Source organism: Shewanella sp. GD03713, assembly GCF_029843705.1.
GTDB lineage: Bacteria > Pseudomonadota > Gammaproteobacteria > Enterobacterales > Shewanellaceae > Shewanella.
On the sequence record NZ_JAOCIW010000001.1, the window covers coordinates 1,729,020 to 1,752,560 of the forward strand.

Genomic DNA, 23,541 nt, shown 5'->3' on the forward strand with positions numbered 1-23,541 from the left:
TTTACTTCGTCTTTTACTTATATTTCAACATGAAAGGGCATAGAACATCTTACAATGAGGAAGCTTACCCATGTGTGGTATCGTCGGAATAGTTGGCCAATCATCGGTTAATCAGACCATTTATGACGCACTGACCGTGCTTCAGCACAGAGGTCAGGATGCGGCAGGTATTGTGACCGTTGATCGTGGTGCTTTCAGACTACGTAAAGCCAATGGTCTGGTCAAAGATGTATTTGAAGTCAAACACATGCAGCGCCTACAGGGTAATGCAGGTATTGGCCACGTACGTTATCCTACTGCAGGCAGTTCCAGCGCGTCAGAAGCGCAGCCTTTCTATGTTAACTCACCATTTGGGATTTCATTAGCCCATAACGGTAACTTAACCAACACGGTTGAATTAGCTGAAGGCCTGATCAAAAAACGTCGCCATGTGAACACCACATCCGACTCAGAAGTATTATTGAACCTGTTAGCCGATGAGCTGCAAAAAACTACCAGCTTGATGCTGACCGCCGATGAGGTGTTCGACACTGTTGCCAAGGTGCACGAGCAAGCCCGTGGCGCCTACGCGGTTGTGGCTATGATTATCGGTCAAGGTCTGGTGGCTTTTCGCGATCCTTTCGGTATTCGTCCACTGGTATTAGGTAAGCACGAAACCCCAACCGGTACTGAGTACATGGTGGCCTCTGAGAGCGTGGCGCTCGATGCAGTGGGTTTTGAAGTGATGCGCGATGTGGCGCCAGGCGAAGCGATTTATATCTCTCTCGATGGTCAGCTTTACACTCGCCAATGCGCCAAAGAGCCAAGCTACTCACCTTGTATCTTCGAATTCGTGTATTTTGCGCGTCCTGATTCGACTATCGACAATGTCTCTGTTTATGCCAGCCGCGTGAACATGGGGGCCAAGCTCGGTGAAAAGATCAAAAAAGAATGGTACGACCATGATATCGACGTGGTGATCCCGATTCCTGAAACTTCATGCGATATCGCATTAGAAATCGCCCGTTGCATGGACTTACCTTACCGCCAAGGTTTTGTGAAGAACCGTTATATCGGCCGTACCTTTATTATGCCTGGTCAACAGGAGCGTAAAAAATCGGTACGCCGTAAACTCAATGCCATCAACACTGAGTTTAAAGGTAAGAACGTGCTGTTAGTGGATGACTCTATCGTTCGTGGTACCACGTCTGAGCAAATCATTGAGATGGCGCGTGAAGCGGGTGCGAAGAAAGTGTACTTTGCCTCGGCGGCACCGGAAATTCGTTTCCCGAACGTTTACGGTATCGATATGCCAACCTCGAATGAGCTGATTGCCCACGGTCGTGATGCCGACGAAATTGCTAAGCTGATTGGCGCCGATGGCATTATCTTCCAAAATCTGCCGGATCTGGTTGAAGCGGTGAGAATGGAAAACCCAGAGATCAAACGTTTCGAAACCTCAGTGTTCGACGGTCACTACATCACTAACGATGTTGACCAATCTTACCTCGACCACTTAACTCAGTTACGTAACGACGATGCCAAAGCCGACCGTAATAAAGACATTGGCACTAACTTAGAGTTACACAACGTTTGCCATCCATAAGATGAAATGCTTAAGATGAAAAAGTGTGTTTGGCGGTAAGCGTTAGCACACTTTAAAACGCCAAATAAAAAGCCAGTGATGAGTCACTGGCTTTTTTGTTTTGATAATAAACACTTATGAAGCTTTGGGATTCTCGCCTGATTGATTGAGAGCCGTTTGCTCATCCTGCGCATTTTTACGCTCAACCCAATAGTCCGCATGGGGAATACCGAGTTTTTCAGGATCGAATCGCGGCTCAATACCTTGTTTTTGTTGTGACTCATAATCCTTAAGGCAAGTGAAGGCGATGCGTTGCAATAGAATAATGGCAATAATGTTTAACCAAGCCATTAAACCTACGCCAATATCACCCATGCCCCATGCTAAATCGGCGGTTTTCACTGTGCCATAGACAGTTGACGCCATCAGCACCACTTTCAGTACTACGGTCAGCCAAGGACGATTTACCTTACGGTTGATATAAGCGATGTTGGTCTCGGCAATATAGTAGTAGGCCACAATGGTCGTGAAGGCGAAGAAGAACAACGCGACGGCGACGAACATATTACCAAAGCCTGGCATCATGCTTTCCATCGCGGTTTGCACATAGCCAGGGCCCGCTGCAACGCCGGCAATGCCAGTGTAGAGCGCGACACCTTCAGGCCCTTGCACATTGTAAAGTCCAGTGATGAGCAGCATAAAACCAGTGGCAGAGCACACAAAAAGAGTGTCAATGTACACAGAGAATGCTTGTACTAATCCTTGCTTTGCAGGGTGGCTTACCGCTGCGGCAGAAGAGGCGTGCGGCCCTGTACCTTGGCCTGCTTCGTTTGAGTAAATACCACGTTTTACCCCCCACATAATCGCAAGACCGAGAATCGCACCAAAGCCCGCATCGAGGCCGAAGGCGCTTTTTAGGATCAACATAATAATATCGGGCAGCTGACCAATGTTAAGGGCAATAATCACGCAGGCGACGATGATATAGCCGAGCGCCATAAAGGGCACTACGGTACTGGCGAAGTGGGCAATACGTTTCACGCCACCAAAGATAATGAAACCTAACAGCATAGCGAGGATAGCGGCAGTGACGTTAGGGTCGATATCGAAGGCGGTTTTTAGGCTCGAACCAATCGAGTTGGCTTGCACGCCTGGCAGTAAAATCCCGCAGGCAAAAATGGTCGCAATGGCAAATGTCCAAGCGTACCACTTCATGCCTAAGCCTTTTTCAATGTAAAAGGCAGGGCCGCCGCGGTACTCTCCGTTGATTTTTTCTTTGTAGACTTGGCCTAAGGTGGATTCGACGAATGCGGAGCTGGCGCCAAGAAACGCCACCATCCACATCCAAAACAATGCACCCGGCCCACCGAAGGTAATCGCTGTGGCAACACCAGCAATGTTACCGGTTCCCACACGACCCGCTAAGGTCATGGCTAAAGCTTGGAAGGAAGACACGCCAGCATCTGTACTCTTACCATCAAACATTAAACGGATCATTTCGGGTAAATGGCGTAACTGTAAGAAACGTGAGCGCAGGGAGAAAAAGAGTCCTACACCGAGGCAAAGATAAACGAGCGCGGGGCTCCAAACGATATTGTTGACCGCATTAACAATCTCATTCATATAATTCAACTCCAATATTCTGTTGTTTTTGCAGAGTTTTTAAGATTTTTGTTTGTGATTTTGGCTACTAAACAGCCAATTAGGCCTAAGGTTAAGACGCGTGGGGACGTCCAAGAGCTTCAACATAACGACTTTTTAAGCCGCTTCATAGCTAAAGTTGTTAAATAATTGATAATTTAACGTTCTTTATTTGATTGCTTTATTGATAGGGGATTTAGCGGTGCCTTAATTAGCTAGGTTTTGAGCTGCGTTTGACAGTCGGGATGTAGGAGAAAGATGAGACAAGGTGCGTGGAGTTAGAGCTCTTTATTTGACCTAAACGGATGTAAGTGTGGGTATCCATACAAGGCTTAAAACCGGGGCTTACATCACCAGCCATAACAGCATCCATAGTCCGAATAGCCATGCCAGACTGCGGCGGCTAACGCTATGTTTTAATAGCAAAGACAGGCTCACGGCCACGGGCAAATACAGGATAACTCCCCAATAAAGGAAAGACGCCTCAAGCTCTAGCCTTTTAAGCCCCATTTCACAAAGCAGACTTAACGCCAATAATAACAGGCTGTGGAAGATCACCAATTGATTGAATCTTAAGGCGAGTGCTGGCTTAAAGGCTGGGATTGAAGGGCTGGGCAAGGTCAGTGTATTCATTTGTTTCTCTCGATTTTTCGTAACGGATGCAAGGGATTTTATGTTTAGATGAGAATTATTCTCAACCAAATTTACACAGCTTTAGTGTTTCGTTACCGCAGAGCGAGTTAAATCGGCCCTCGAGGTAAAACGGCGGTTTGCACTCTTGTCTGCTTTGGGCTAAATTACACTGTAATTATATCCAGTATTTAATGTAGATATGATCCTCTATATTGCCGAAAAACCAAGCCTAGGGCGTGCAATCGCCGATGTGCTGCCTAAACCCCACAAAAAAGGTGACGGGTTTATCGAAGACGCAAACGGTAACTGTGTGTCTTGGTGTGTCGGGCACTTGCTCGAACAGGCTGAGCCCGATGCCTATAATCCCGAGTTTAAATCGTGGAAGTTTGAGCATTTACCCATAGTGCCTGAGAAGTGGCAGCTTAAACCTAAGGCCGCGACCCGCAGCCAACTCACAGTACTTAAAAAGCTGGTGAAGCAGGCCGATACGCTAGTGAATGCGGGCGATCCCGACAGAGAAGGGCAGTTATTGGTTGATGAAGTGATCGCCTATTTGGGCGTGACGGGCGATAAATTACAGCAAACGCAGCGACTCCTTATCAGCGACTTAAACCCGCAGGCGGTGAAACGTGCCTTGTCGCAACTTCGCAGTAATCGTGAGTTTATTCCTTTGTCGACCTCGGCGCTTGCCAGAAGTCGCGCCGATTGGCTCTATGGCATGAATATGACGCGGGCCTACACTATTCAAGGGAAAAAGGTCGGCTATCAGGGCGTACTATCGGTCGGTCGAGTACAGACCCCGCTGCTTGGGCTTATCGTGCGCCGCGATGAGGAAATCGCAAATTTTCAATCTAAGCCTTTTTATGAGGTTCTGGCCCACTTAGTGACGGACAAAGATCAGGCTTTCACGGCGAAGTGGCAACCCAGTGAAGCCTGTTTACCCTATATGGATGAGGAAGGGCGCGTGCTCGCTAAGGGCCTAGCACAAAATGTGGTGCGTCGGATCACCGATAAACCCGCCAAAGTGACCCAGTTAAGCACTAAGGATAAGCAGCAGAATCCGCCTTTGCCCTATAGTTTATCGGCGCTGCAAATCGATGCCGCCAAGCGCTTTGGGATGAGCGCGAAGGACGTGCTCGATACCTGCCAAAGCTTATACGAGCGCCATAAACTAATCACTTATCCACGCTCAGACAGTCGTTATTTGCCCACCGAGCAGCATGGGCTTGCAAGCGGGGTATTAGCGGCCATTACGGGCGGTGCGCCCGAGTTAGTCGCACACGCTGAGGCGCCCAATCCTCGGCTTAAATCTAAGGCGTGGGATGATAAAAAAGTCGATGCTCACCACGCCATTATTCCAACGGAAAAACAGCCCAATCTAGCTGGTTTAAGCCAGCGGGAAAGGCAGCTTTATCTGCATATTGCTCGCCAGTATTTGGCGCAGTTTTACCCTGCCTATTGCTACAGTGAAACCGCGGTCGAAGTGACGATCGAAGGTGGCCTTTTTAAAACTAAGGCAAAACAGGATAAGTCTCTCGGTTGGAAACAACTGTTTGCCAGAGAAGAGAACGAACGAAAGGACGCATCATCCGCAGCGAGTTTTGCGCAAGGCGACAAGGACACAGAGGAAGGGGAATATCTTGGTCAGTTACCGCCTCTTACCTTAGGACAAGTTCTTCATTGTCACCAAGGTGAATTGGTCGAGAAGCAAACTCAACCTCCCAAAGCCTTTACCGATGCTACCTTGCTGAGTGCGATGACGGGGATTAACCGTTATGTGACTGACCCAGAGATCCGCAAAATTTTAAAGGAAACCGATGGCTTAGGTACGGAAGCGACTCGCGCAGGCATTATTGAACTGCTGTTTAAACGGGGCTTTATTCAGCGTCAGGGCAAGTCGATTGTGGCCACGGAGGTGGGCAAGGGCTTAATTAATAGTTTACCCCTTAGCGCCACGACACCCGATATGACGGCGCTGTGGGAGGCAAGTCTAAACGGCATCTGCCATAAAGAAATCTCATATCAAGGCTTTATGCAACCACTGCTGGGGACGCTAAATAACTTAATTGAAAATGCGGGCGCTCAATTACCCTCAGCCCTCAATGGCTTAAAAGGGCAGGGCTTTAAGCGTGCAGCAACGAAAAAGTCCGGCTATCGAAAAGCTGGAGCCAAAGGGGCAGGATGGAAAAAATCCGGCACTAAAAACGCGGCAGTGGGAAGCTCGGCCGCTAAAACTACCGCGGCTAAATCGACGGTCTCGACATCCGGTACGCCTACTACGCCTAGACGGCGAGCGAGCAAAGCGCCCGCCCAAGCTTGATGACACAAATGTAATCAAACTGTCGCTAATGCTCGCGATCTAGTAACGATATTTAATATATTCCGCGATATTTAATTGCCGCCAATCACGATATTTAGCGAGTGCTGATAGATGAAACGTTAATTTCATCTTGGTTAGAAACTCGCTCCCCTGCTTTTTTGACTATGTTTGTCATGCACTCAACCCCGTTGAGTGCATTTTTTTAGGCAAAAAAAAAGAGTAAGCCAATACGGATTACTCTTACGGAAATTGGTCGTTGAATGTTGTAGCCAAAATCACTCATATGGATGAGGAGCCAGCACACAATGACAGCTTTTACTTAATTAACCCTTAAAATTAACATTTATCTCAAATGTTCACCGCGGTTGAGACTAATGAGCTTATCTAAGATCCGCTCGCCATCCATTCGAATGCCATTGTGTTCATATTCTGAGGTTAACCAATACTTTAAGTGCGCAACTTGTTTGGCTGTTTCGAGGCTATAGTCCATCTCTACGTACATATCTTCGCTGTAAATCGCCGCAGCAACGGGGACGCGGTTATGGCTGAGCTGCTCAAGATTATACAGTGCTGGCCAGTCCGTCTTATGGGCAAGGAGATTGGCCGCGGCTTGCAGTGGCGCTAAATGGCTAAATTGTTCAAACATCCAAGGGTAAATCATTTCGCCGGTAAACAGGAAAGGCTTACCCACTTGATAGTTAAAGGCCGGATACTGCTCACGCACCCTATGGGCAGACCACTGTGACGCACTGTGTTGGCAGTAGATGGCCTCGTGTAACAGGGCGAAAATCGGGTTGGTGTTATAGTCGAGCAATTGACAGAAATGATTTAAAAACAGAGGGTTGACATAATCACCTTGGGGCGAGTGCACCAGCGCCTGTTCAAGCAAATAGTAAACCGACTCTGGGCCTTGCTCCATGCCCAAGTTAATACCGAGCAGTTGCAGCATTTCGACCGTGAGGCGCTCGCCGGTGGCTAAATGCACTGGATGTTCGAGTAAATGTTTGGCGAGGCGAGTCACCAGATGCTGCGCATCGTGGAAGCGTAGGAAGAAGTCCTTATTCTTAGCGAGTACGCGCTGATAGGTGGCTTGATACACCTCATCGCTGCTACGTGTTAAAGAAGGAATTCCGCCGGTAATATAGGCTTCACTCACGCCCTGAGAGGCGGCGCTTAAGTAATGCAGCACGCAGAAACCACCAAAACTTTGACCTAAAATCGCCCATTTATCGGCGGGACAGAGTTGGGTACGGATCGCCTCGGCATCACGGACAATACTATCTGCCCTGAAGTGGCTTAAATACTCGGCCTGTTGTTCTGGGGTTAAGTGGCCGAGGCTTTGGTAATTGATGGGACTAGAGAGTCCTGTACCCCGTTGGTCGAGCAACAATACTCTAAACTCTTTGAGTGCGCGGCGGATCCAACCGCTATTATTAGCGGGGCGCATGGCAGCAAAGCCGGGGCCTCCCTGAAAAAAAACGATATATGGCAGTTTTTTATCTTTATTTTCAATGGCGCAGAGTTCCCGAGCGAACACACTGATCTGTTCACCAATCGGCTGTTGATAATTAAGCGGCAGGGTAAAAGTGTGTTTTTTGGCGAGAACACCAGCGAGCATCATATCGGGTTTCATCAATTAACCTTAAGAGTAGGGCTTGTTGTTTAGGGCAGATTGTATACAAAAGCCCTGTTGTCGCAAGTTGGGATTATTTGGTTAGCCTTTGGTTAAGATCAATTTTTATTGTAAAAATTTGAGCCATGATAAGCCTCTTAGCGTAATCTATCGGCTATGGATAACACGAGATTGAAGCTATGAAGTATCAAATTATTCCTGTGACACCTTTCCAGCAGAATTGCAGCTTGATCTGGTGTGAAAAAACTAAGCGTGCCGCGGTTGTCGATCCGGGAGGGAATGTCGACCGTATTTTAGGCGAAGTGGACAAGTTGGGACTGACCCTTGAAAAAGTCCTGCTGACCCACGGCCATATCGACCATGTGGGCGGTGCTAAGCTGTTGGCGCAACAAACGAATGTACCTATTATTGGCCCCCATGTAGCGGACAAATTTTGGATTGATAACCTGCCAAAACAGAGCCAAAACTTTGGTTTTCCCCACTGCGAAGCCTTTGAGCCCGAGCAATATTTGCAGGATGGTGATGTAGTTACCGTGGGTGAACAAAGTTTAAGCGTGTTGCATTGCCCCGGGCATACTCCGGGCCACGTGGCATTTTATTCCGCTGACGCACATCTGGCTTGGGTGGGCGATATTCTGTTTAGAAGCTCGATTGGTCGTACGGATTTCCCGCAATCTAATCATCAGGATTTAATCCACTCCATCACCACTAAACTTTGGCCTTTAGGGGCGGATGTAGAATTTATTCCCGGCCACGGACCTATGTCGACCTTCGGTGAAGAACGCGAACATAACCCCTTTGTGGCTGATCAGTTACTGTTGTAAGCCTTAAGGTTTTCTCTGACCGATAACTCACCGCAATTCCCTCGTGAATTTGGCACACAAGCAAGCTTGTGTGCCATGAGGCTTGTTCGTCATTTCGCATATACTGGATGTGAACCTTGTGGCCATGGTGGATGAAAATCATCCAGTAAGTGTTCCGTTTTCCTATCTTGTTTATTTATATCAATATCAACTGAGTATAAGCAAAGTTGTTGCGGTTTTACGTTTTGCCTGCAACTGATAATCGTTCGTAACTCACTATATTATTTAATTTTAATCCTGTCTTTTACCTTTGAGTGACCCATTCCCAACTAGACTTTAAGTTGCAGTGGTATCTGTCTATCGGGGTTACTATGAACACAAAAACCATGATGAGTGTTGTCTTTTCCACCATAGTCGTCAGTGCGTTGATTACGGCGGTGTTGAGTTTTAATGTCAAATCTAAGATTGAGCTTTTTAACAATGCAGCGAATATTCGCTATCAATCCTACCAAATTGCCGATGAATTAAGGCAAAGCTCCGATGATTTAACGAGGCTCGCCCGAACCTATGCGGTGACTGGGGAGGATAAGTACGAAAAAATGTATATGGATATTTTGGCGATACGTAATGGCGAAAAACCGAGGCCGGAAAAATATCACCAAATTTATTGGGATTTGGTGCTCAGTTACGGAGATAAACCTAAGCCAGACGGTGCCAGAGTCGCCATCAAAAGCCAAATGAAGGCCTTAGGGTTCTCCGACGAGGAATTCCATTATCTCGAGCAGGCGCAGCAAAATTCTGATGCCTTAGTCGCCCTTGAGGTCAAGGCGATGAATGCGGTCAAAGGGATTTTTATGGATCCTAATACCCAAACCTACAGCATTAAAGGTGAACCAAACCTAGCGATGGCGCGAGAACTACTGCACAGCGAGCAATACCATAGGGAAAAGGCCAAGATCATGCAGCCTATCGACGAGTTCTTTACTGCTTTGGATAAACGTACCGAAGGCGAAGTGAGCAATCGATTAGACTCCTTGAATATGGCACTCAATGGCTCACAGTTTGTGTTGTTTCTGGTGATTTTGGTCGCCGTTGGTGGCTTTGTGATTGTGAAGAGTCGCATCGTAACGCCGATAGTGCAAACCTGCCGTGAACTACTCGATATTCAACGTTCTAAAAATCTGGCGCGGCGGATCTCTGTCTCGGCGCAGGGCGAGATTGGTGAAATCGTTAATCAAATTAATTTGTTTATTTCTTCCCTCGCCAGCTCTCTTGCGACTACAGACGGGATTGCCAAAGAGGTCGCCGATTTAGCGAAGCAGACCAAAGCCTCCATTCAAGTGTCGCGTGAAAGCTCGAACCGCGTCGCCAAAGAGTTAGACGCCAGCGCGAGCGCGATGGAAGAGATGACTACCACCTTAGTGCATGTGAGTGAGAGCACCTCCAACGCCGAAATTCGTGCGGCAGAAAATGAAACCCATGTGGGCGTTGGCCAAGATACAGTATCTGAGGCGCTCAATGCCATGGCCGTGCTTGAGAGCGAATTTACGACTACCCAAGATTCGATGCAGCATTTAGTGAACGAGAGCACCCAAGTGAGTAATGTGCTGAGCGTCATTAAGGCAATTGCCGAACAAACCAACCTACTGGCGCTCAATGCGGCGATTGAAGCTGCGAGGGCAGGCGAACAGGGCCGAGGCTTTGCTGTGGTGGCCGATGAAGTGCGTTCACTCGCCCAGCGGACACAGGATTCCACTAAGGAAATCGATGATATTGTCGCCAGTTTGCAGAATCGAACCAATCAGGTGGGCGGCTCTGTCACCCAGGCGGCGAGTTTAATGCAGAAAGCCTCAGGTGAATTACAGCGTATCGTGACTGTCTTCGATGATATTCGCCATAGCACGGCGGCCATCCATGGGATCAATACGCAAGTCGCCGCCTCAACCGAGGAGCAATCTTTGGTGTCCAAGGACATTGCCACTAGCCTTGTGGTGATCCGCGATAACTCCCGCGAGGTCTCGCAAATTATCGAGCAAATAGAGTCCACCTCCATCAGTTTGGATAATCAATCCCAAGCGCTACGCACCAAAGCGGGGGAATATCAGTTTTAATACTTAATCTCGGGGTCCTGCAATGGGACTTGCATAGATGACAGGGATGTCAGACTGTTCCGCTTAATCCAATCAACCTTTCCGCTTCTTTTCCCTTTTAAATTCGAGTTGCCTTTGTTAGCTTGTTCTACATTCGGTAAAAATAATGTTTATGAATAATGATGCTAATTGATGACTACAGTTGTCATACGTGTGCCTATTGATTAGTGGAATAGAGAGGGAGCCTAGGTCGATGGATCACCAAATGGAAGACTTATTAGAGCATTGGCTCCCCTTAGCCGATGATGCGTGGGTGCTGGCGGTGATCACCCATATCCAAGGCTCGTCCTACCGTAAGCCCGGTGCCATGATGTTATTCCACGAGTTTGGCCAAGGCGCGGGGATCTTAAGTGGTGGCTGTTTAGAGGCGGATCTTCGCCGTCATGCGCAGCAAGCCATGCAATCGCAGCAGATTGCTTGTGTCACCTACGATGCGACCGATGAATCCGATGCCAGCTACCGCCTCGGTTGCGGCGGTAAAGTCGATATCATGTTGATCCCTCTGCTTAAAGAAAATCATGATCTTGGCCTAGTGGACATAGTGCAAGCCTTTCGTAAGGGGCAGTCGGGCTACTATCAATTACCTCTTGCACCCGCGGGCAGTGATGCTCGCAGTTACGCCGCGCAGTTTTATCCGGCCCAGAGTGCCCCTTTTCCTACCGCGGACTTTCCTAAGGCGGGCATACTCAGCCAGCCTGAAGGGGAGGCGCTCATCATCCCGCTCAGACCGCGATTTCATTTAGGGATTTTTGGTGGGGGTATCGATGCTAAGCCCGTGGCGACGATTGCCCACAGTTTAGGTTGGCAGGTGAGTGTGTTTGATACGCGCACCGCCTACGCGAGAAGTGCTGACTTTCCCCATGCCCATATCGTCAAGCAAAGTGTTCATGAGGCGAGTGCCCTTGTTGCATCCTTAGATTGTGCTGTGGTTATGCACCATAATCTGAACTTAGATGCGGTGGCTCTCAAAGCCATTCAACCCTTTGATCTTAAATATATTGCGCTTTTAGGGCCTGCTCATCGGCGGGATAAAGTGCTGGAGATGGCTGAACTCAGTACCGATTCGTTTAATGGCTTTTTCTCGGCGCCCGCGGGGCTTGCGCTCGGTGGTGAGTTGCCGAGCGCCATTGCCTTGAGTATCTTGGCCCAATGCCATGGGGTGCTACACGGCGCGCCATGTTCGATTCTCGATGGGATCATGCCCTAATGCTGAGCCGCCAACGCTTGTTAATTGCCGTGCTGGCTGCGGGTGAGAGCCGGCGATTTCAGGGGATTAAACTGGCGCAGCCATTATCAACGACCTCTAGTGCAAATAGCGGGCAGAGCATCTTACAACGCCATATCGACCGTTTGGCTCGTTTCACCTCGGCGCCATTGGCAATAGGGGCATCCAATCAAGTCAGCGCTTCGCTGCTGGTGGTGCTCGGTGCCCATGCCCACGAACTTCGCCCCCAACTTGAGGCTTTTGGGGCGAATCAATTCACGCTACTGCATAATGCCGACTGGCAAATTGGGTTGTCATCGTCGCTGCGCGCAGCGGCGGACTTTGCCAAAGCGCAGCAGTTTGATGGCATGTTACTCACCTTAGCGGATCAGGTCGCGCTGACATTTGAAGACTATCGGCAGTTGATTGAGACCTGGCAAACGAGTCAGCAATCTGTGGCCGCGATTTATTATCACGCAGCAGGGAAGTTGGATGAATTAGGTGCCCCTGCTATTTTTAATGCCTCAATACTCGATTTATTAACGGATTTGACCGGCGATCGCGGCGCCAAATCCATCTTAAAACAATTGGCAAATGTGGGTGAGCTAGTGGCTGTATCCTTACCCCATGCCGCGATTGATATTGATACTAAAGCCGATCTTGCGTCGTGGTTGGCACTTAAGGAGTGAGTTATGGCAATACCATCCTCGGAGGCGGCAAAGGACCAGAGTCTTGCGATGCCTTCCCAAAACCTGACCATTAATGGCAGATCTTTTACCTTAAATGCGGATCCCAATATGCCTATCCTCTGGGCGTTACGGGATATTTTAGGCTTAACGGGCACTAAATATGGCTGCGGTGCCGGACTCTGCGGCGCCTGTACCGTTCATTTAGATGGTCAGCCAGTGCGCGCCTGTTTAACTAGCGTATCCCAGGCGCAGGGCAAACAACTGACCACGATTGAAGGACTGGATAATCAAAAGCTTAAAAATGCTTGGGCCGAACACAATGTACCTCAGTGTGGTTATTGTCAGGCGGGGCAATTAATGTCAGCAGCGGCTTTAGTCACTCAGCATCCAAAACCATCGGCGGAGCAAATCGATGCAGCCATGTCGGGTAATTTGTGTCGCTGCGGTACCTATCCTCGGATAAAAGCGGCGCTGCAAAGCTATGCCAAACAGGAGGGCTAAGATGAGTACATTCACCGCAGTTGAAAATATCAGTCGCCGCGATGTGTTAAAACTCTTCGGCGCCGTCGGTGGCGGCCTCGCACTCGGGGCAAGTGGTCTCAGTTGGAGTCCAATGGCATTGGCACAGGACCAACAGGCGCGGCTCAATCTGTTTATCGCCATCGGTGAGGATGATAAGGTTTATTTGACCTGCCACCGCTCCGAAATGGGTCAGGGGATCCGCACGGGGATTTTACAAATCTTGGCCGAAGAACTGGAGGCTGATTGGGATAAAATAGTGCCTATTCAAGGGCTCGCCGATAAACGTTACGCCAGCCAAAATACCGATGGTAGCCGCAGTATCCGCGAAAACTATGACCGCATGCGTGAGATGGGCGCGATGGCTCGAACCATGCTTGAGCAAGCCGCTGCAGCCCGCTGGAAAGTGCCAGTGAGTGAAGTGCAGGCTAAAGATCATCAAGTGCTGCATGCCAAATCTGGCCGTGCTGCGCGCTTTGGCGAATTAGCCCTCGATGCGGCAGGATTACCATTGCCTGCAGCCGACTCGCTGCGATTAAAGGCGGTTAAGGATTTTAAGCAAATTGGTGCATCGCGTCAGATAGTCGATATGCAGGCCATGCTCACGGGTAAGGCTGTCTATGGCTATGATATTCAAGTGGATAACATGCTTTATGCCAGCATTATGCGTCCACCCGTATTGGGGAGCGATGTCGCAAGTCTTGACGATAGTGCGGCGCGCAAAGTAGCAGGTGTGGTCGATGTGTACCGTTTGCCAACGTCCAAGGGCGCTCCCGCTTTTCAAGCCTTAGGCGGCGTAGCTGTGGTGGCGACAAATACTTGGAGCGCGCTGCAGGGGCGTAAAGCCTTGCAAGTGAGCTGGACTCAGTCTGTCAACAGCAGCCACGATTCTAAAACCTACCTTAAAGAGCTGGTGGACAAGGTACAAGCCCCTGGCAAGGTGGTACGTCAAGTTGGTGATGAGGTCAAAGCCTGGCCGAAGGACGATACCCTTAAGGCGATTTATACCGTGCCTTACCTTATCCATTCCTCCATCGAACCGCCTGTGGCCACCGCCAATGTGACCGAGAAGGGCTGTGAAATTTGGGCATCGACACAAACACCGCAGAGTACCCAACAAAATGTGGCCGCGGCCTTAGGTATTGCCGAGGATGCGGTGAAAGTGAATGTGACGCTACTGGGCGGCGGCTTTGGGCGCAAGTCCAAACCAGATTTCAGTGTGGAGGCGGCGCTACTCTCCAAGCAATTTAAACGGCCAGTGAAGGTGAGTTGGAGCCGTGAGGATGAAATCCAAAACGGTTATTACCATGCCATCAGCGCCCAGTGTTATCAGGCCTTGTTTGATGCCAATAACAAACCAACGGCGCTGCTCGCGCGTACGGGCTTCCCGTCCATCAGCTCCACCTTTGCCGAGGGCGTTGAGTATCCATCCGGTGGAGAGCTGGATTTAGGCTTTGTCGATGTGCCCTTTGCCCTCGCAAATTTAAGCTACGAGGCCGTTAAGGCCACAGCTCATAGCCGTATCGGTTGGATGCGCTCGGTATGTAACATTCAACATGGGTTTGGCGTGGGCAGTTTTGTCGATGAAATGGCCCATAAAGCCAAGTTATCTTGCCCCGATATGTGGCGCAGCTTACTGGGCCAAGCAAGGCGAGAGACCTTTGAGAACCAAGGCTTTAAATATGGCAACTATGGCGAAGACTTAAACCGTCATCCCGTCGATGTCGGCCGTTACCTCAAGGTGATTGAGGCGGTTGAACAAGCTCAGGCCAAGGCGCCTAAAGCGGGTAAGAATCAAGGTTGGGGCTTTGCCGTGCACCGCAGCTTTGTGAGTGTGGTGGCTGTGGCGATGCGGGTAGAAGTCGGCGAGGACAAACAGCTTAAGGTGCTGAATGCCATTGCTGCGATTGATGCGGGCACTGTAGTTAACCCCGACAGGGTGAAAGCGCAGACCGAAGGCGCGATAGTATTTGGTTTAAGCTTGGCGCTAATGGGTGAGATCAGTTACCAGCAGGGTAAGGTGATGCAGTCTAACTTCCATGATTATCCGCTGCTACGTTTACCCCAAGTGCCAGAGATGGAGATCATCATTATCGACTCGGATGCACCGCCTGCGGGTGTGGGTGAGCCCGGCGTGCCGCCGGTGGCACCAAGCCTGACCAACGCGATATTTGCCGCAACAGGCCTTAGGATCCGCGATCTGCCAGTTAATAAACAGTTAAAGGTGTGATGCTGTAAACCACACCTGAGTGAGCAAAAAAGCGCCTAATAAGCGCTTTTTTCGTTTTTTTACCACAAATAAATTGCTTGTTAGCAAATTTACGGGCATTAATGCCGAAAATTAGCAATAGATCAGGTTTTTGTTACCAGAATAGAGGTAATTTAACCAATATGTTTACTCAAGTGACCTAAGGTATGCGGACTCGCGTACACATTCATTTGAATCGGTTCCTAGTCGGCCTGTGAGTCAGTTTTCGATTGCAGATCCCTACTAAAAATTGATCGACACGGAAGTGAAGGGCGCTATAACACCATAATACAGCCGCACCTTAAGCGCATTTGAGTATTAACTTCCGTGAAAACAATACAAAGGGGTCATCATGGAAAATCGTTGGCAAGTCGCTATTTCGGCGGGGCTATTAGCCGCTGTCTGGTGTGGTATCGCAGATGCCTTTCATCTCGTTACTTGGATTGGCTTTTTAGGTTGTAGCACCTTCTTTGCTCAGCCTAAGGCCGGTTTTCAAGGCGTGATGATGGCGTGGTGCACCAATCTCTCCGGTGTGTTTTGGGCTTGGCTCATTATCAGCGGTAGCAGTTTCTTCGTATCGCCTGTGGCGGGTTATCTGTTTACGGGTATCGCGACCTCGGCAATGTGCCTACAGGCCAGTTATCAAAAATTAAGTTTTATTCCCGGCGCCTTTATTGGCTGTTGTATTACCTTTGCCATGGCAGGGGATGTCGCCAATATTGTGCCATCCTTAGTGTTGGGCGCCCTGTTGGGTTTTTGCATGAGTTTGTTGACGGCGCAGTTAGTCACCCTTCGCCAAAAATGGTCAGCATCAACAGGTTCTGAAATCGCCAGTGCCGATTAAATTCATCATTTTTTAATGTGCAGATGATGCCTGTGCGGTAAAAAAGTGATGGAATATATGAGCTATAATGCTGATTTAGTACCCGATAGCCTTTAGGTCTTAGGAAATATCAAGATGAAACAAATCCAGTTTCGCACCATTGATGCCATATTGATCAAATTCAGTCTCAACGGAAAGTTTTGGGTTGTCTGCTCTATGGTGGCGCTGATCACCGCCGCCGTTGCACTAGTCAATTACCAACATGCCCACCGCAACCTCGAAGCCGCCTCTTTGGCTCGGGTGCAGGCGACGGTCGATGCCTTTGCTCAAGTCGCGAATGCACTGCAGTTGACAGGGGATACGTTGTCACAGTTTGCCCGTGACAATGGTTTAAGTGTTGTCAGTCGCCAAACTGAGGCTCAGCGTCAAAGAGATAATGTGACCGCCAGTGCCAGCGTGGGATCAAGCGGCGCACTCGAGCTGTCGCAAAATGTTGCTCAATGGGAAAGCGATGGGCGCAGCGATGCTAACTTAATGTTTTGGCTCGCGTTAATCGGTTTATTGCCCTTATTCCAACTCAGCTACTGGATTTCAACCTCCCTCGGTGGTGGCCTGTGGGATATGTACATGGCCATCAAACGCTTAGCCGATGGTGACTTAAGTTTCAGATTAAACTTTTTCGGTACCGATGACTTCAGCTTAATCGCCCGCGAAATTGACCGCTGTGCCGATAACATGAGCGAAATGGTGAGTGCTATCCGCAGCAATGCTCAGACGCTCTCCCTCGCCGCCGATGAGTTTAATCAGCAGGCCAAAAGCAGTGGCGAGTTAATTGGTGCCCAGCATCAATTTTTAGACTCTGTGGCCGTGGCCATGGCGCAGATGACCTCGGCGATTGAAGAAGTGTCGGTCAATGCCAGTAACACCTCGCTCCAGACCAAAGATAACGCCAGCCAAATGAGTGCCAGCCAAGGGCGTATTAGCCATACGGTCGACAGTATTGGGCAACTCTCAACCAAAATTGGCGCAGCATTTTCATCGGTAGAACAATTATCTAAGGATGCGGCGGGTATCGATGCCGTGGTGACGACCATCAATAGTATTTCCGAGCAGACCAATTTGCTGGCGCTGAATGCGGCCATCGAAGCGGCGCGTGCGGGTGAGCAAGGCCGCGGCTTTGCGGTGGTTGCCGATGAAGTGCGTACCTTAGCGGGACGTACTCAACAAGCGACAGTTGAGATCCAAGCGATGATCGAAGGATTGCAATCGGGCACTCGTCAGCTCTCCAATATCACCACCGAGATTGTAGACCGCGCCGATGAAGGCCGCAGCGCCATTATTGCCGTGGGCGACGATGTCGAAGGGATGGCACAATCGGTTAATGCCGTATTCGATATGAGTAGCCAGATTGCTGCATCGGCGGAAGAGCAGAGCGTCGCCGCCCGTGATATTGCTGGCCAGCTCAATGAGATCCGTCATCAATCCGATACCATTAAACAAACGGCGCAGCGCAGTGTCACCCTAGCGCATGATTTGCAACATGCTTCGGTTGAACTCGAAGGGATCCTTAAACAGTACCGCACTAGCTAATCTTACCTTCAATGTGGGCATTGCCAGTTTTCAGTGTGGGTAGTTGAGCAATAACACCCGATACTGAGTCTCATATAAAGCATTAGCGTATCATCTGAAAATGTCGGAAATCGTAGATTTCCGCCATTTCATTTTCGAAATACCTCAAAGCAGATAACTGAGTTGCTTAGCAGTAATCGTCACTATTCCCCCAATACCACGCTCTCCTTTTATTACTAAAATATCCCTATTCTAGAGGGGCATTGTTGCAACAATGGCAATTTTAACGACCATTGAACTGTTCATCTGGCTAAAAGCTTTTGCCCCAAAGCGAGATAAGTTCGTCGTCAGGTGTGTAGGATTAATTGTCATTGTTTCCCCAGTGACACGCCGCCTATTTATTTAACAAGAAGTGTCCCTATAGGCTCGACGGCGACATCCATGCCGCCAACGGTCACTGTTGCAACAGTGACAATTTTGACGACCATTGAACTGTTCATCTGGCTAAAAGCTTTTGCCCCATTCCTTGTTTCGGCTCTTTAGCTCAACCGAAAATTCCCACACATGCAGCCATAAATATTCTTATCTATTTGCCTATGTTTGGCCTTACCAGAAATCGACTAATAATGTATAGGTATACAGTCGTATTTAAATTTAGGTATTTTTGTATGATTTTCAGACAAAATCAGTGCGCACTAATTCCATCCGAAATAAATAAAACTCTATAAAATCAGGTGAATATAGTAACTGAGTTTTAGTTAATAGGTTTGGAAAACGCGCATGCGCGTTTTTCCAGATGGTATATTAGGCAAAAAGCTGATAAGTTCTTTGTATACAGATAGTTAACTGTGCGCGTTTTCACTGGTCTAACATGATAAACGCGCATGCGCACGAATAAAATGTTAGTGCTAAAGGAGAATTCATTTGACTTCAAATGCTAGTGTTCAATTCCATATGCGCTTTGTTAAAGAAAAGCATAAGGAACTGATCGAATCACTAAATGAGCTGGTTAATCATTTAGTTGGTGAGAAATTGGAGGTAAAAAAGTCAAAAGCAGATGTGGCGCTTACAAAATCAAATGATCTGAAAGCTTCAATATCCCAACAAGACACACCTGATTGGCTTCCATCACTAATAGATGCTTTACAACGCTTTAAATCTGGGTCATGGAATCAGACTCATTTAATTAATCATCTGATTACTTACCAGAAAAAAATTAAGGAACATGTTTGGATCTTTGATAATCCTTCCGAGCAGGCATTTGACTTCGATGCAATATTTCAGCATTACAAGTCGGAGAGCAGGCTGAGTGAATTGTTTAGTGAAATCGTAACTATTCTAGAGCAAATTCAGAATAGTGGTGAAGTAGACAGTGTTTCGATGATGTCTGCTTTAGGTAAAGTTATTGCGACTTTAAAGCAAAATCAGGATGGTTCGTACTTCTCAATTAATAGTGCCTGGTCATTTTTAGTTTCATTTTTAAAAAATTACATGTGGTCTGAACTGTCTAAAATACCTGTTTTAGGTTCAGCTATGGAAGCGTTAGAGAAAACGATTAAAGAAACTAACGAAGAAATGTTCAGAGTCCACAATAATGTTCAAGCGAGCATGAGAGAATTAGTCGAAGCTGAAGTTAAGGGCTTAGTAAATAAGTCCAGTTTTTCTTTTGTTGGTTATGATAAAACTGGGCTTCAATTGCCAAATTTAGATAATCCATTAAAAATAGATGCAAGTGTTTAGCACTAACAATCCGCTTTAGTCGCTCGCGAGCTCGCAGGGACACAAACACGTGGGCTGCGTCGCTTCGCTCCGGATTTTAGCTCACGTATTTGTGCCCCTAAGCGGGGCGTTATAGCGCAATACACAAACAGATACAATGTGCCTGAAAAACAATATGAGAAAATAAAAATGAAAAAAATTATAGTGTTGTCTTTAGCTTCTCTTACACTAGTTGGTTGTGGGTCGCCCAGATATATGGGCACCCCTGTTCCAGAGACTAATATTAAGTCGGAAATAGTTGTTGTTAAAGATAATGAAACTCGCTCTGGGTTCCAAAATACAATTGAGTCTTGGCTACAAGAACATAACTATTCTTATGTTGTCGTACCTGATAATTCTAAGCACGACCTGAACAAATTGACTCTTGAATATGAAGGTCACTGGGGGTGGGATCTGGCGTTATATTTGAAAAACGCGGAGATAACAGCTTATCAAGGCGGGCAAAGAGTTGGGGAAGTGAAATTTAAAGTTCCTTATACCGCTAATCCTAATAAATTTGGTGATGCAAGTAAGAGAATTGGTTTTATGATGGACACGCTTTTTGGCCAAATGACACCAGAACAAGCAACTCAAGCAGCAAACGCGTCTTCATCAACTACGCCAAACTAGCGCTATAACAAACTGTTTAAGAGTGATTCGCAACGCGTGGCATTTTTACTATGCGTTGCGTTTAGTGATTAAGGTTGTATGCGGCGGCTTCGGTATTGCGTTGCTCACACCTTAACAGGGCGTTAGCCCATAGAGATTTTCATCCGAAAATGACGAGTTAGAGTTAATAACCTAACTCATTTTTGCCCCTTTTCTTTTTACATACATATCGTAAATGGGTAGTTAAAATTGGCATTGGGGCACCAGTGACCGTTGGCGACATGGATGTCGCCGTCGAGCCTATAGGAATATTTCTTGTTAAATAAAAAGGCGGCGAGTCACTGGGTAAACAATGACAATAAATTCCATAAATAGGTAAAGCGACTATTTCGCTTTTGCCCATAATGCATCCGATTTTACTGAGCTCTAAAACAAAAAACATCGGCCTAGGCCGATGTTTTTTATATCGATTAAAGTAGCTACTCGAGCGAGTTAGGCTTCTTTAAAGGTGCTCCAAATTGGCGCGTGATCTGAGGGTTTATCAATACCGCGCAGATCGTAATCGACGTCGGATTCGACTAAACGTGCGGCCAGTGACGGCGTGGCTAAGATCACATCTATGCGTAGGCCGCGGTTATCATCGAAGCCTTTGCTGCGGTAATCGAACCATGAATAACGCTCGCTGCGGTCGGGGTGTAGTTGACGGAAGGTATCCACCAATCCCCAATCCTGCAGGGTCTTGAGCCATTCACGCTCTTCGGGTTGGAAACTGCATTTTCCGGTTTTTAGCCAACGTTTGCGGTTGACTTCACCGATGCCAATATCCAAATCGATGGGCGAAATATTGATATCCCCAATAATGGCGATATCTTCATCATTGCTATGATTAGCGTGCAAATGCGCCATTAAGTCCTGATAAAACTTACGTTTAGCAGGGTACTTTGTCGGATGGTCGATGCTTTCGCCCTGAGGGAAATAACCATTCAACACAGTTAACGGACGGCCATTTGCCTGAGCAAAGGTGCCGATAATCATGCGGCGCTGTGCATCTTCTTCGTCGGTTGCAAAACCCTTTTGCACCTTGATAGGTGCGACTTTGGAGAGCATGGCTACGCCATAGTGTGCCTTGCCACCGTGGTAATGCACGTGATAGCCCATGGCCTCGACTTCGGCGAGCGGGAAGGCTTCATCGTGCACTTTGGTTTCTTGCAGGCCGATAATATCGGGCTGATGGCTGTCGATTAACGCTTGCAATTGATGCAGGCGAGAACGCAATCCATTGATATTGAAAGAAACGATTTTCATTAAGGGAGAACTCGTTTGAAGGGTTTTACCACAACGCTTTGATATACGCCCGCAGCGAAGTAAGGATCGGCATCTGCCCAGGCTTGAGCCGTGGCTAACGAATCGAAATCCGCCACCACTAACGAGCCACTAAAACCCGCATCGCCTGGGTTTTCGCTATCGATAGCGGGGTGTGGACCCGCAACCAGCAAGCGACCTTCATCGGCCAGTTCCTGTAAGCGTGCTAAATGCGCAGGACGCGCCGCTAAACGTTTTTCTAAGCTGTTCTCAACATCTTGAGCTGAAATCATATACCACATTATTTGAGTTCCTTGCGTTGATCTTCGGGAAGATGTTTATAAAGGTAAAAGACGGTGATAACGGTATTAATCAGGGTTAAGGCGGTGAGGCCAAACACTTTAAAGTTCACCCAAGTTTCTAACGGCAGTCTAAAGGCGACATAGATATTGACTAGGCCACAGATGGCAAAAAAGCTTACCCAGTACCAAGTTACGTGTGCCCAAATCTTATCGGCCACCTTCATCTCTTTACCCAACATGGACTTTAAAATCGACTTGTTGAGTAGCTGGCTCACGCCAAGGGCTAGGGCAAATAAAGCATAAATAATAGTGACTTTCCACTTGATAAAGGCATCGTCATGGAACACTAAGGTGAGGGTGCCAAACACTGTCACCATAGCGAAGGTAATAAGGTGCATCTTCTCCAATTTTTTGTACAGCGCATAGGTCACGACTAATTGCAGTGCGGTGGCTGCGATTAAGGCGCCACTGGCGATATAAATATCGAAAAATTTATAGACGGCAAAAAAGATAATGAGGGGCAGAAAATCAAGCAGTTGTTTCATAAATAATCGTGTTAAGAAGACGTGGGCTTGAGTGTAGCACGGGGGACTAGAGGGAAAAAGCCGTGAAAGGTGACCGATTGCTAACTGTTGCATGAAAGTGGCGGCAAGGGCTGCTGCAATACTTATTGCCCTTACAACTAAGTGGGCTGTGACCGATAAGGCTAAGCTTGCGCGGCACGTTTGGCTTGGGCGCGCGTGGCTAACGGGCAATCGCCGCAGCGATGACTGTTGGCAAGTTGATACCTTAAGCAGCAGACTCGGCGAATATTGTCCGCGTCAGCAGCAGAATTGGGCAGCAGATTAATGCTGTTGTAGAGTGGATTAACCTCGCCATCGTCAAAGGATTTAGTGTTAAACAGCAGCGCCTTAAGCTGCTCAAATTCAATTTCTGGTAATGCCATTTCGCCCAAATACCAGTGAATAAGGTAGCCTAAATGGCTCCAATACAACTTTGCGGGGGTTGGGCTTAAACCGGTTAATCGTTCAACGCTAGGGATTAGATGGCTTTGAATCCACTGAATAAGTTGTCGCTCGCGGGGTGGCGTTAAGACAGTGGATTTAACTATGCCGGCTTTTACTATGGCGACGTTATCCCGAGGAATGGGAGTTAATTGAAACTCAAAACCTGCGACTCTGCCCGAATCGTGGGGCCGAAGATAAAAATGCTCAGGCGCTATATCAAGCTGCTCAATTTGCTCAATCTGCTCAATCGTGCTCGCGAGCGAGTGCGGCGCGTTAATAATCCATTCCAACATGGGGGGCACTAACAGACCGAAATACCACTGTCCCCAGAGCGAGTGCAGGGCTTTGGAATGATGGCTATGGCTGAGCAAAATCTGCTCGGGTATATTTTCTAACGGGATAGATGAAGTGGTTTTTGCCAAAGGTGGATAGGCCTTGGCAAAATCCAGTAAAAGCTGCTGATAAACGGCTGGCTGACTCCAAGTATCAAAACTGAGTCCTTGGGGCTTGGTGGTTGCCACAAAGTGCTGGGCATAAAATGGGGCGCGCAGCGCCAGTCGTTGATTAAACGCTTTGGCGACTTGAGTTAAATCCGCAGGGCTTAGCGCTGTTAAGTCGGTTGTTTGCACGCTGACCACAGTGCCAACACTCTGTGAAGGGTTGTGATGACACTGCTCGGTATGATCAGGTTGAGTTCCTCTGGAAAGCTTAACTAAGGTCGGTAGCGTTTCCCTTTGGCGCGCCATAATCACTCCTTTGGCTTGAAT

19 protein-coding genes are annotated in these 23,541 nt (G+C 48.1%); 12 read left to right on the forward strand and 7 right to left on the reverse strand.

The window, feature by feature from the left end; translation table 11 throughout:
• Window positions 1-70 precede the first annotated feature (70 nt).
• Window positions 71-1,585 carry an amidophosphoribosyltransferase gene (gene purF, locus N5E87_RS07780; RefSeq protein WP_011622213.1) on the forward strand — a complete coding sequence of 505 codons (1,515 nt, stop codon included), beginning with the start codon at window positions 71-73 and terminating at the stop codon, window positions 1,583-1,585.
• Window positions 1,586-1,699: 114 nt separating this feature from the next.
• Here purF and N5E87_RS07785 read toward each other — a convergent pair whose 3' ends face one another.
• Together N5E87_RS07785 and N5E87_RS07790 are read right to left on the reverse strand one after the other, a co-directional pair.
• A complete protein-coding gene (locus N5E87_RS07785; RefSeq protein WP_086904074.1) occupies window positions 1,700-3,187 on the reverse strand; it encodes an alanine/glycine:cation symporter family protein in 1,488 nt (495 codons plus the stop codon).
• 363 nt (window positions 3,188-3,550) lie between these two features.
• Window positions 3,551-3,838, reverse strand: a complete 288-nt coding sequence (locus N5E87_RS07790) for a hypothetical protein (protein ID WP_086904075.1) — start codon at window positions 3,836-3,838, stop codon at window positions 3,551-3,553.
• Between the two features lie 199 nt (window positions 3,839-4,037).
• Here N5E87_RS07790 and N5E87_RS07795 point away from each other — a divergent pair, with 199 nt between their 5' ends.
• Entirely contained in the window at window positions 4,038-6,158 is a 2,121-nt protein-coding gene (locus tag N5E87_RS07795) for a DNA topoisomerase III (RefSeq protein ID WP_011622216.1), read from the forward strand.
• Between the two features lie 343 nt (window positions 6,159-6,501).
• Here the strand turns inward: N5E87_RS07795 and N5E87_RS07800 are convergent, their stop codons facing one another.
• Window positions 6,502-7,791, reverse strand: coding sequence for an alpha/beta fold hydrolase (locus N5E87_RS07800; protein ID WP_011622217.1), 1,290 nt, complete (start codon window positions 7,789-7,791; stop codon window positions 6,502-6,504).
• Between the two features lie 179 nt (window positions 7,792-7,970).
• Here N5E87_RS07800 and N5E87_RS07805 point away from each other — a divergent pair, with 179 nt between their 5' ends.
• From N5E87_RS07805 to N5E87_RS07850, 10 genes are all read left to right on the forward strand, one after another.
• On the forward strand, window positions 7,971-8,615 hold the full coding sequence (locus tag N5E87_RS07805) for an MBL fold metallo-hydrolase (RefSeq protein ID WP_086904076.1): 645 nt from the start codon (window positions 7,971-7,973) through the stop codon (window positions 8,613-8,615).
• A 350-nt stretch (window positions 8,616-8,965) separates the two neighbouring features.
• Window positions 8,966-10,705 (forward strand): methyl-accepting chemotaxis protein, encoded by a 1,740-nt coding sequence (locus N5E87_RS07810; RefSeq protein WP_218558452.1) that lies wholly within the window; start codon window positions 8,966-8,968, stop codon window positions 10,703-10,705.
• 232 nt (window positions 10,706-10,937) lie between these two features.
• Window positions 10,938-11,951 (forward strand): XdhC/CoxI family protein, encoded by a 1,014-nt coding sequence (locus N5E87_RS07815; protein WP_279775250.1) that lies wholly within the window; start codon window positions 10,938-10,940, stop codon window positions 11,949-11,951.
• Complete coding sequence (locus N5E87_RS07820; protein WP_126512937.1) at window positions 11,951-12,637, forward strand: nucleotidyltransferase family protein; 687 nt, start codon at window positions 11,951-11,953, stop codon at window positions 12,635-12,637. The genes N5E87_RS07815 and N5E87_RS07820 overlap by 1 nt, the downstream gene beginning before the upstream one ends.
• Window positions 12,638-12,640: 3 nt before the next feature.
• Window positions 12,641-13,138 carry a (2Fe-2S)-binding protein gene (locus N5E87_RS07825; RefSeq protein ID WP_011625802.1) on the forward strand — a complete coding sequence of 166 codons (498 nt, stop codon included), beginning with the start codon at window positions 12,641-12,643 and terminating at the stop codon, window positions 13,136-13,138.
• A gap of 1 nt (window position 13,139) precedes the next feature.
• Window positions 13,140-15,386: a molybdopterin cofactor-binding domain-containing protein gene (locus N5E87_RS07830; RefSeq protein ID WP_086904080.1), complete on the forward strand. Its 2,247-nt coding sequence runs from the start codon at window positions 13,140-13,142 to the stop codon at window positions 15,384-15,386.
• A gap of 370 nt (window positions 15,387-15,756) precedes the next feature.
• On the forward strand, window positions 15,757-16,248 hold the full coding sequence (locus tag N5E87_RS07835; RefSeq protein WP_011622224.1) for a DUF1097 domain-containing protein: 492 nt from the start codon (window positions 15,757-15,759) through the stop codon (window positions 16,246-16,248).
• A gap of 114 nt (window positions 16,249-16,362) precedes the next feature.
• Entirely contained in the window at window positions 16,363-17,817 is a 1,455-nt protein-coding gene (locus N5E87_RS07840) for a methyl-accepting chemotaxis protein (protein ID WP_279775251.1), read from the forward strand.
• 903 nt (window positions 17,818-18,720) lie between these two features.
• The gene (locus N5E87_RS07845) at window positions 18,721-19,536 is read left to right on the forward strand and encodes a hypothetical protein (protein WP_232015279.1); all 816 of its coding nucleotides are present in this window, start codon (window positions 18,721-18,723) and stop codon (window positions 19,534-19,536) included.
• 138 nt (window positions 19,537-19,674) lie between these two features.
• Window positions 19,675-20,184: an Sbal_3080 family lipoprotein gene (locus tag N5E87_RS07850; protein ID WP_226984098.1), complete on the forward strand. Its 510-nt coding sequence runs from the start codon at window positions 19,675-19,677 to the stop codon at window positions 20,182-20,184.
• 471 nt (window positions 20,185-20,655) lie between these two features.
• Here N5E87_RS07850 and xthA read toward each other — a convergent pair whose 3' ends face one another.
• From xthA to fhuF, 4 genes are all read right to left on the reverse strand, one after another.
• Complete coding sequence (xthA, locus tag N5E87_RS07860) at window positions 20,656-21,468, reverse strand: exodeoxyribonuclease III (RefSeq protein WP_086904508.1); 813 nt, start codon at window positions 21,466-21,468, stop codon at window positions 20,656-20,658.
• On the reverse strand, window positions 21,468-21,767 hold the full coding sequence (locus tag N5E87_RS07865) for a YciI family protein (protein WP_011072939.1): 300 nt from the start codon (window positions 21,765-21,767) through the stop codon (window positions 21,468-21,470). Before N5E87_RS07865 ends, xthA begins: the two co-directional genes overlap by 1 nt.
• Window positions 21,767-22,312 carry a septation protein A gene (locus N5E87_RS07870; protein ID WP_011716559.1) on the reverse strand — a complete coding sequence of 182 codons (546 nt, stop codon included), beginning with the start codon at window positions 22,310-22,312 and terminating at the stop codon, window positions 21,767-21,769. Before N5E87_RS07870 ends, N5E87_RS07865 begins: the two co-directional genes overlap by 1 nt.
• A gap of 161 nt (window positions 22,313-22,473) precedes the next feature.
• Window positions 22,474-23,520: a siderophore-iron reductase FhuF gene (gene fhuF, locus N5E87_RS07875; protein ID WP_086904507.1), complete on the reverse strand. Its 1,047-nt coding sequence runs from the start codon at window positions 23,518-23,520 to the stop codon at window positions 22,474-22,476.
• Window positions 23,521-23,541 lie beyond the last annotated feature (21 nt).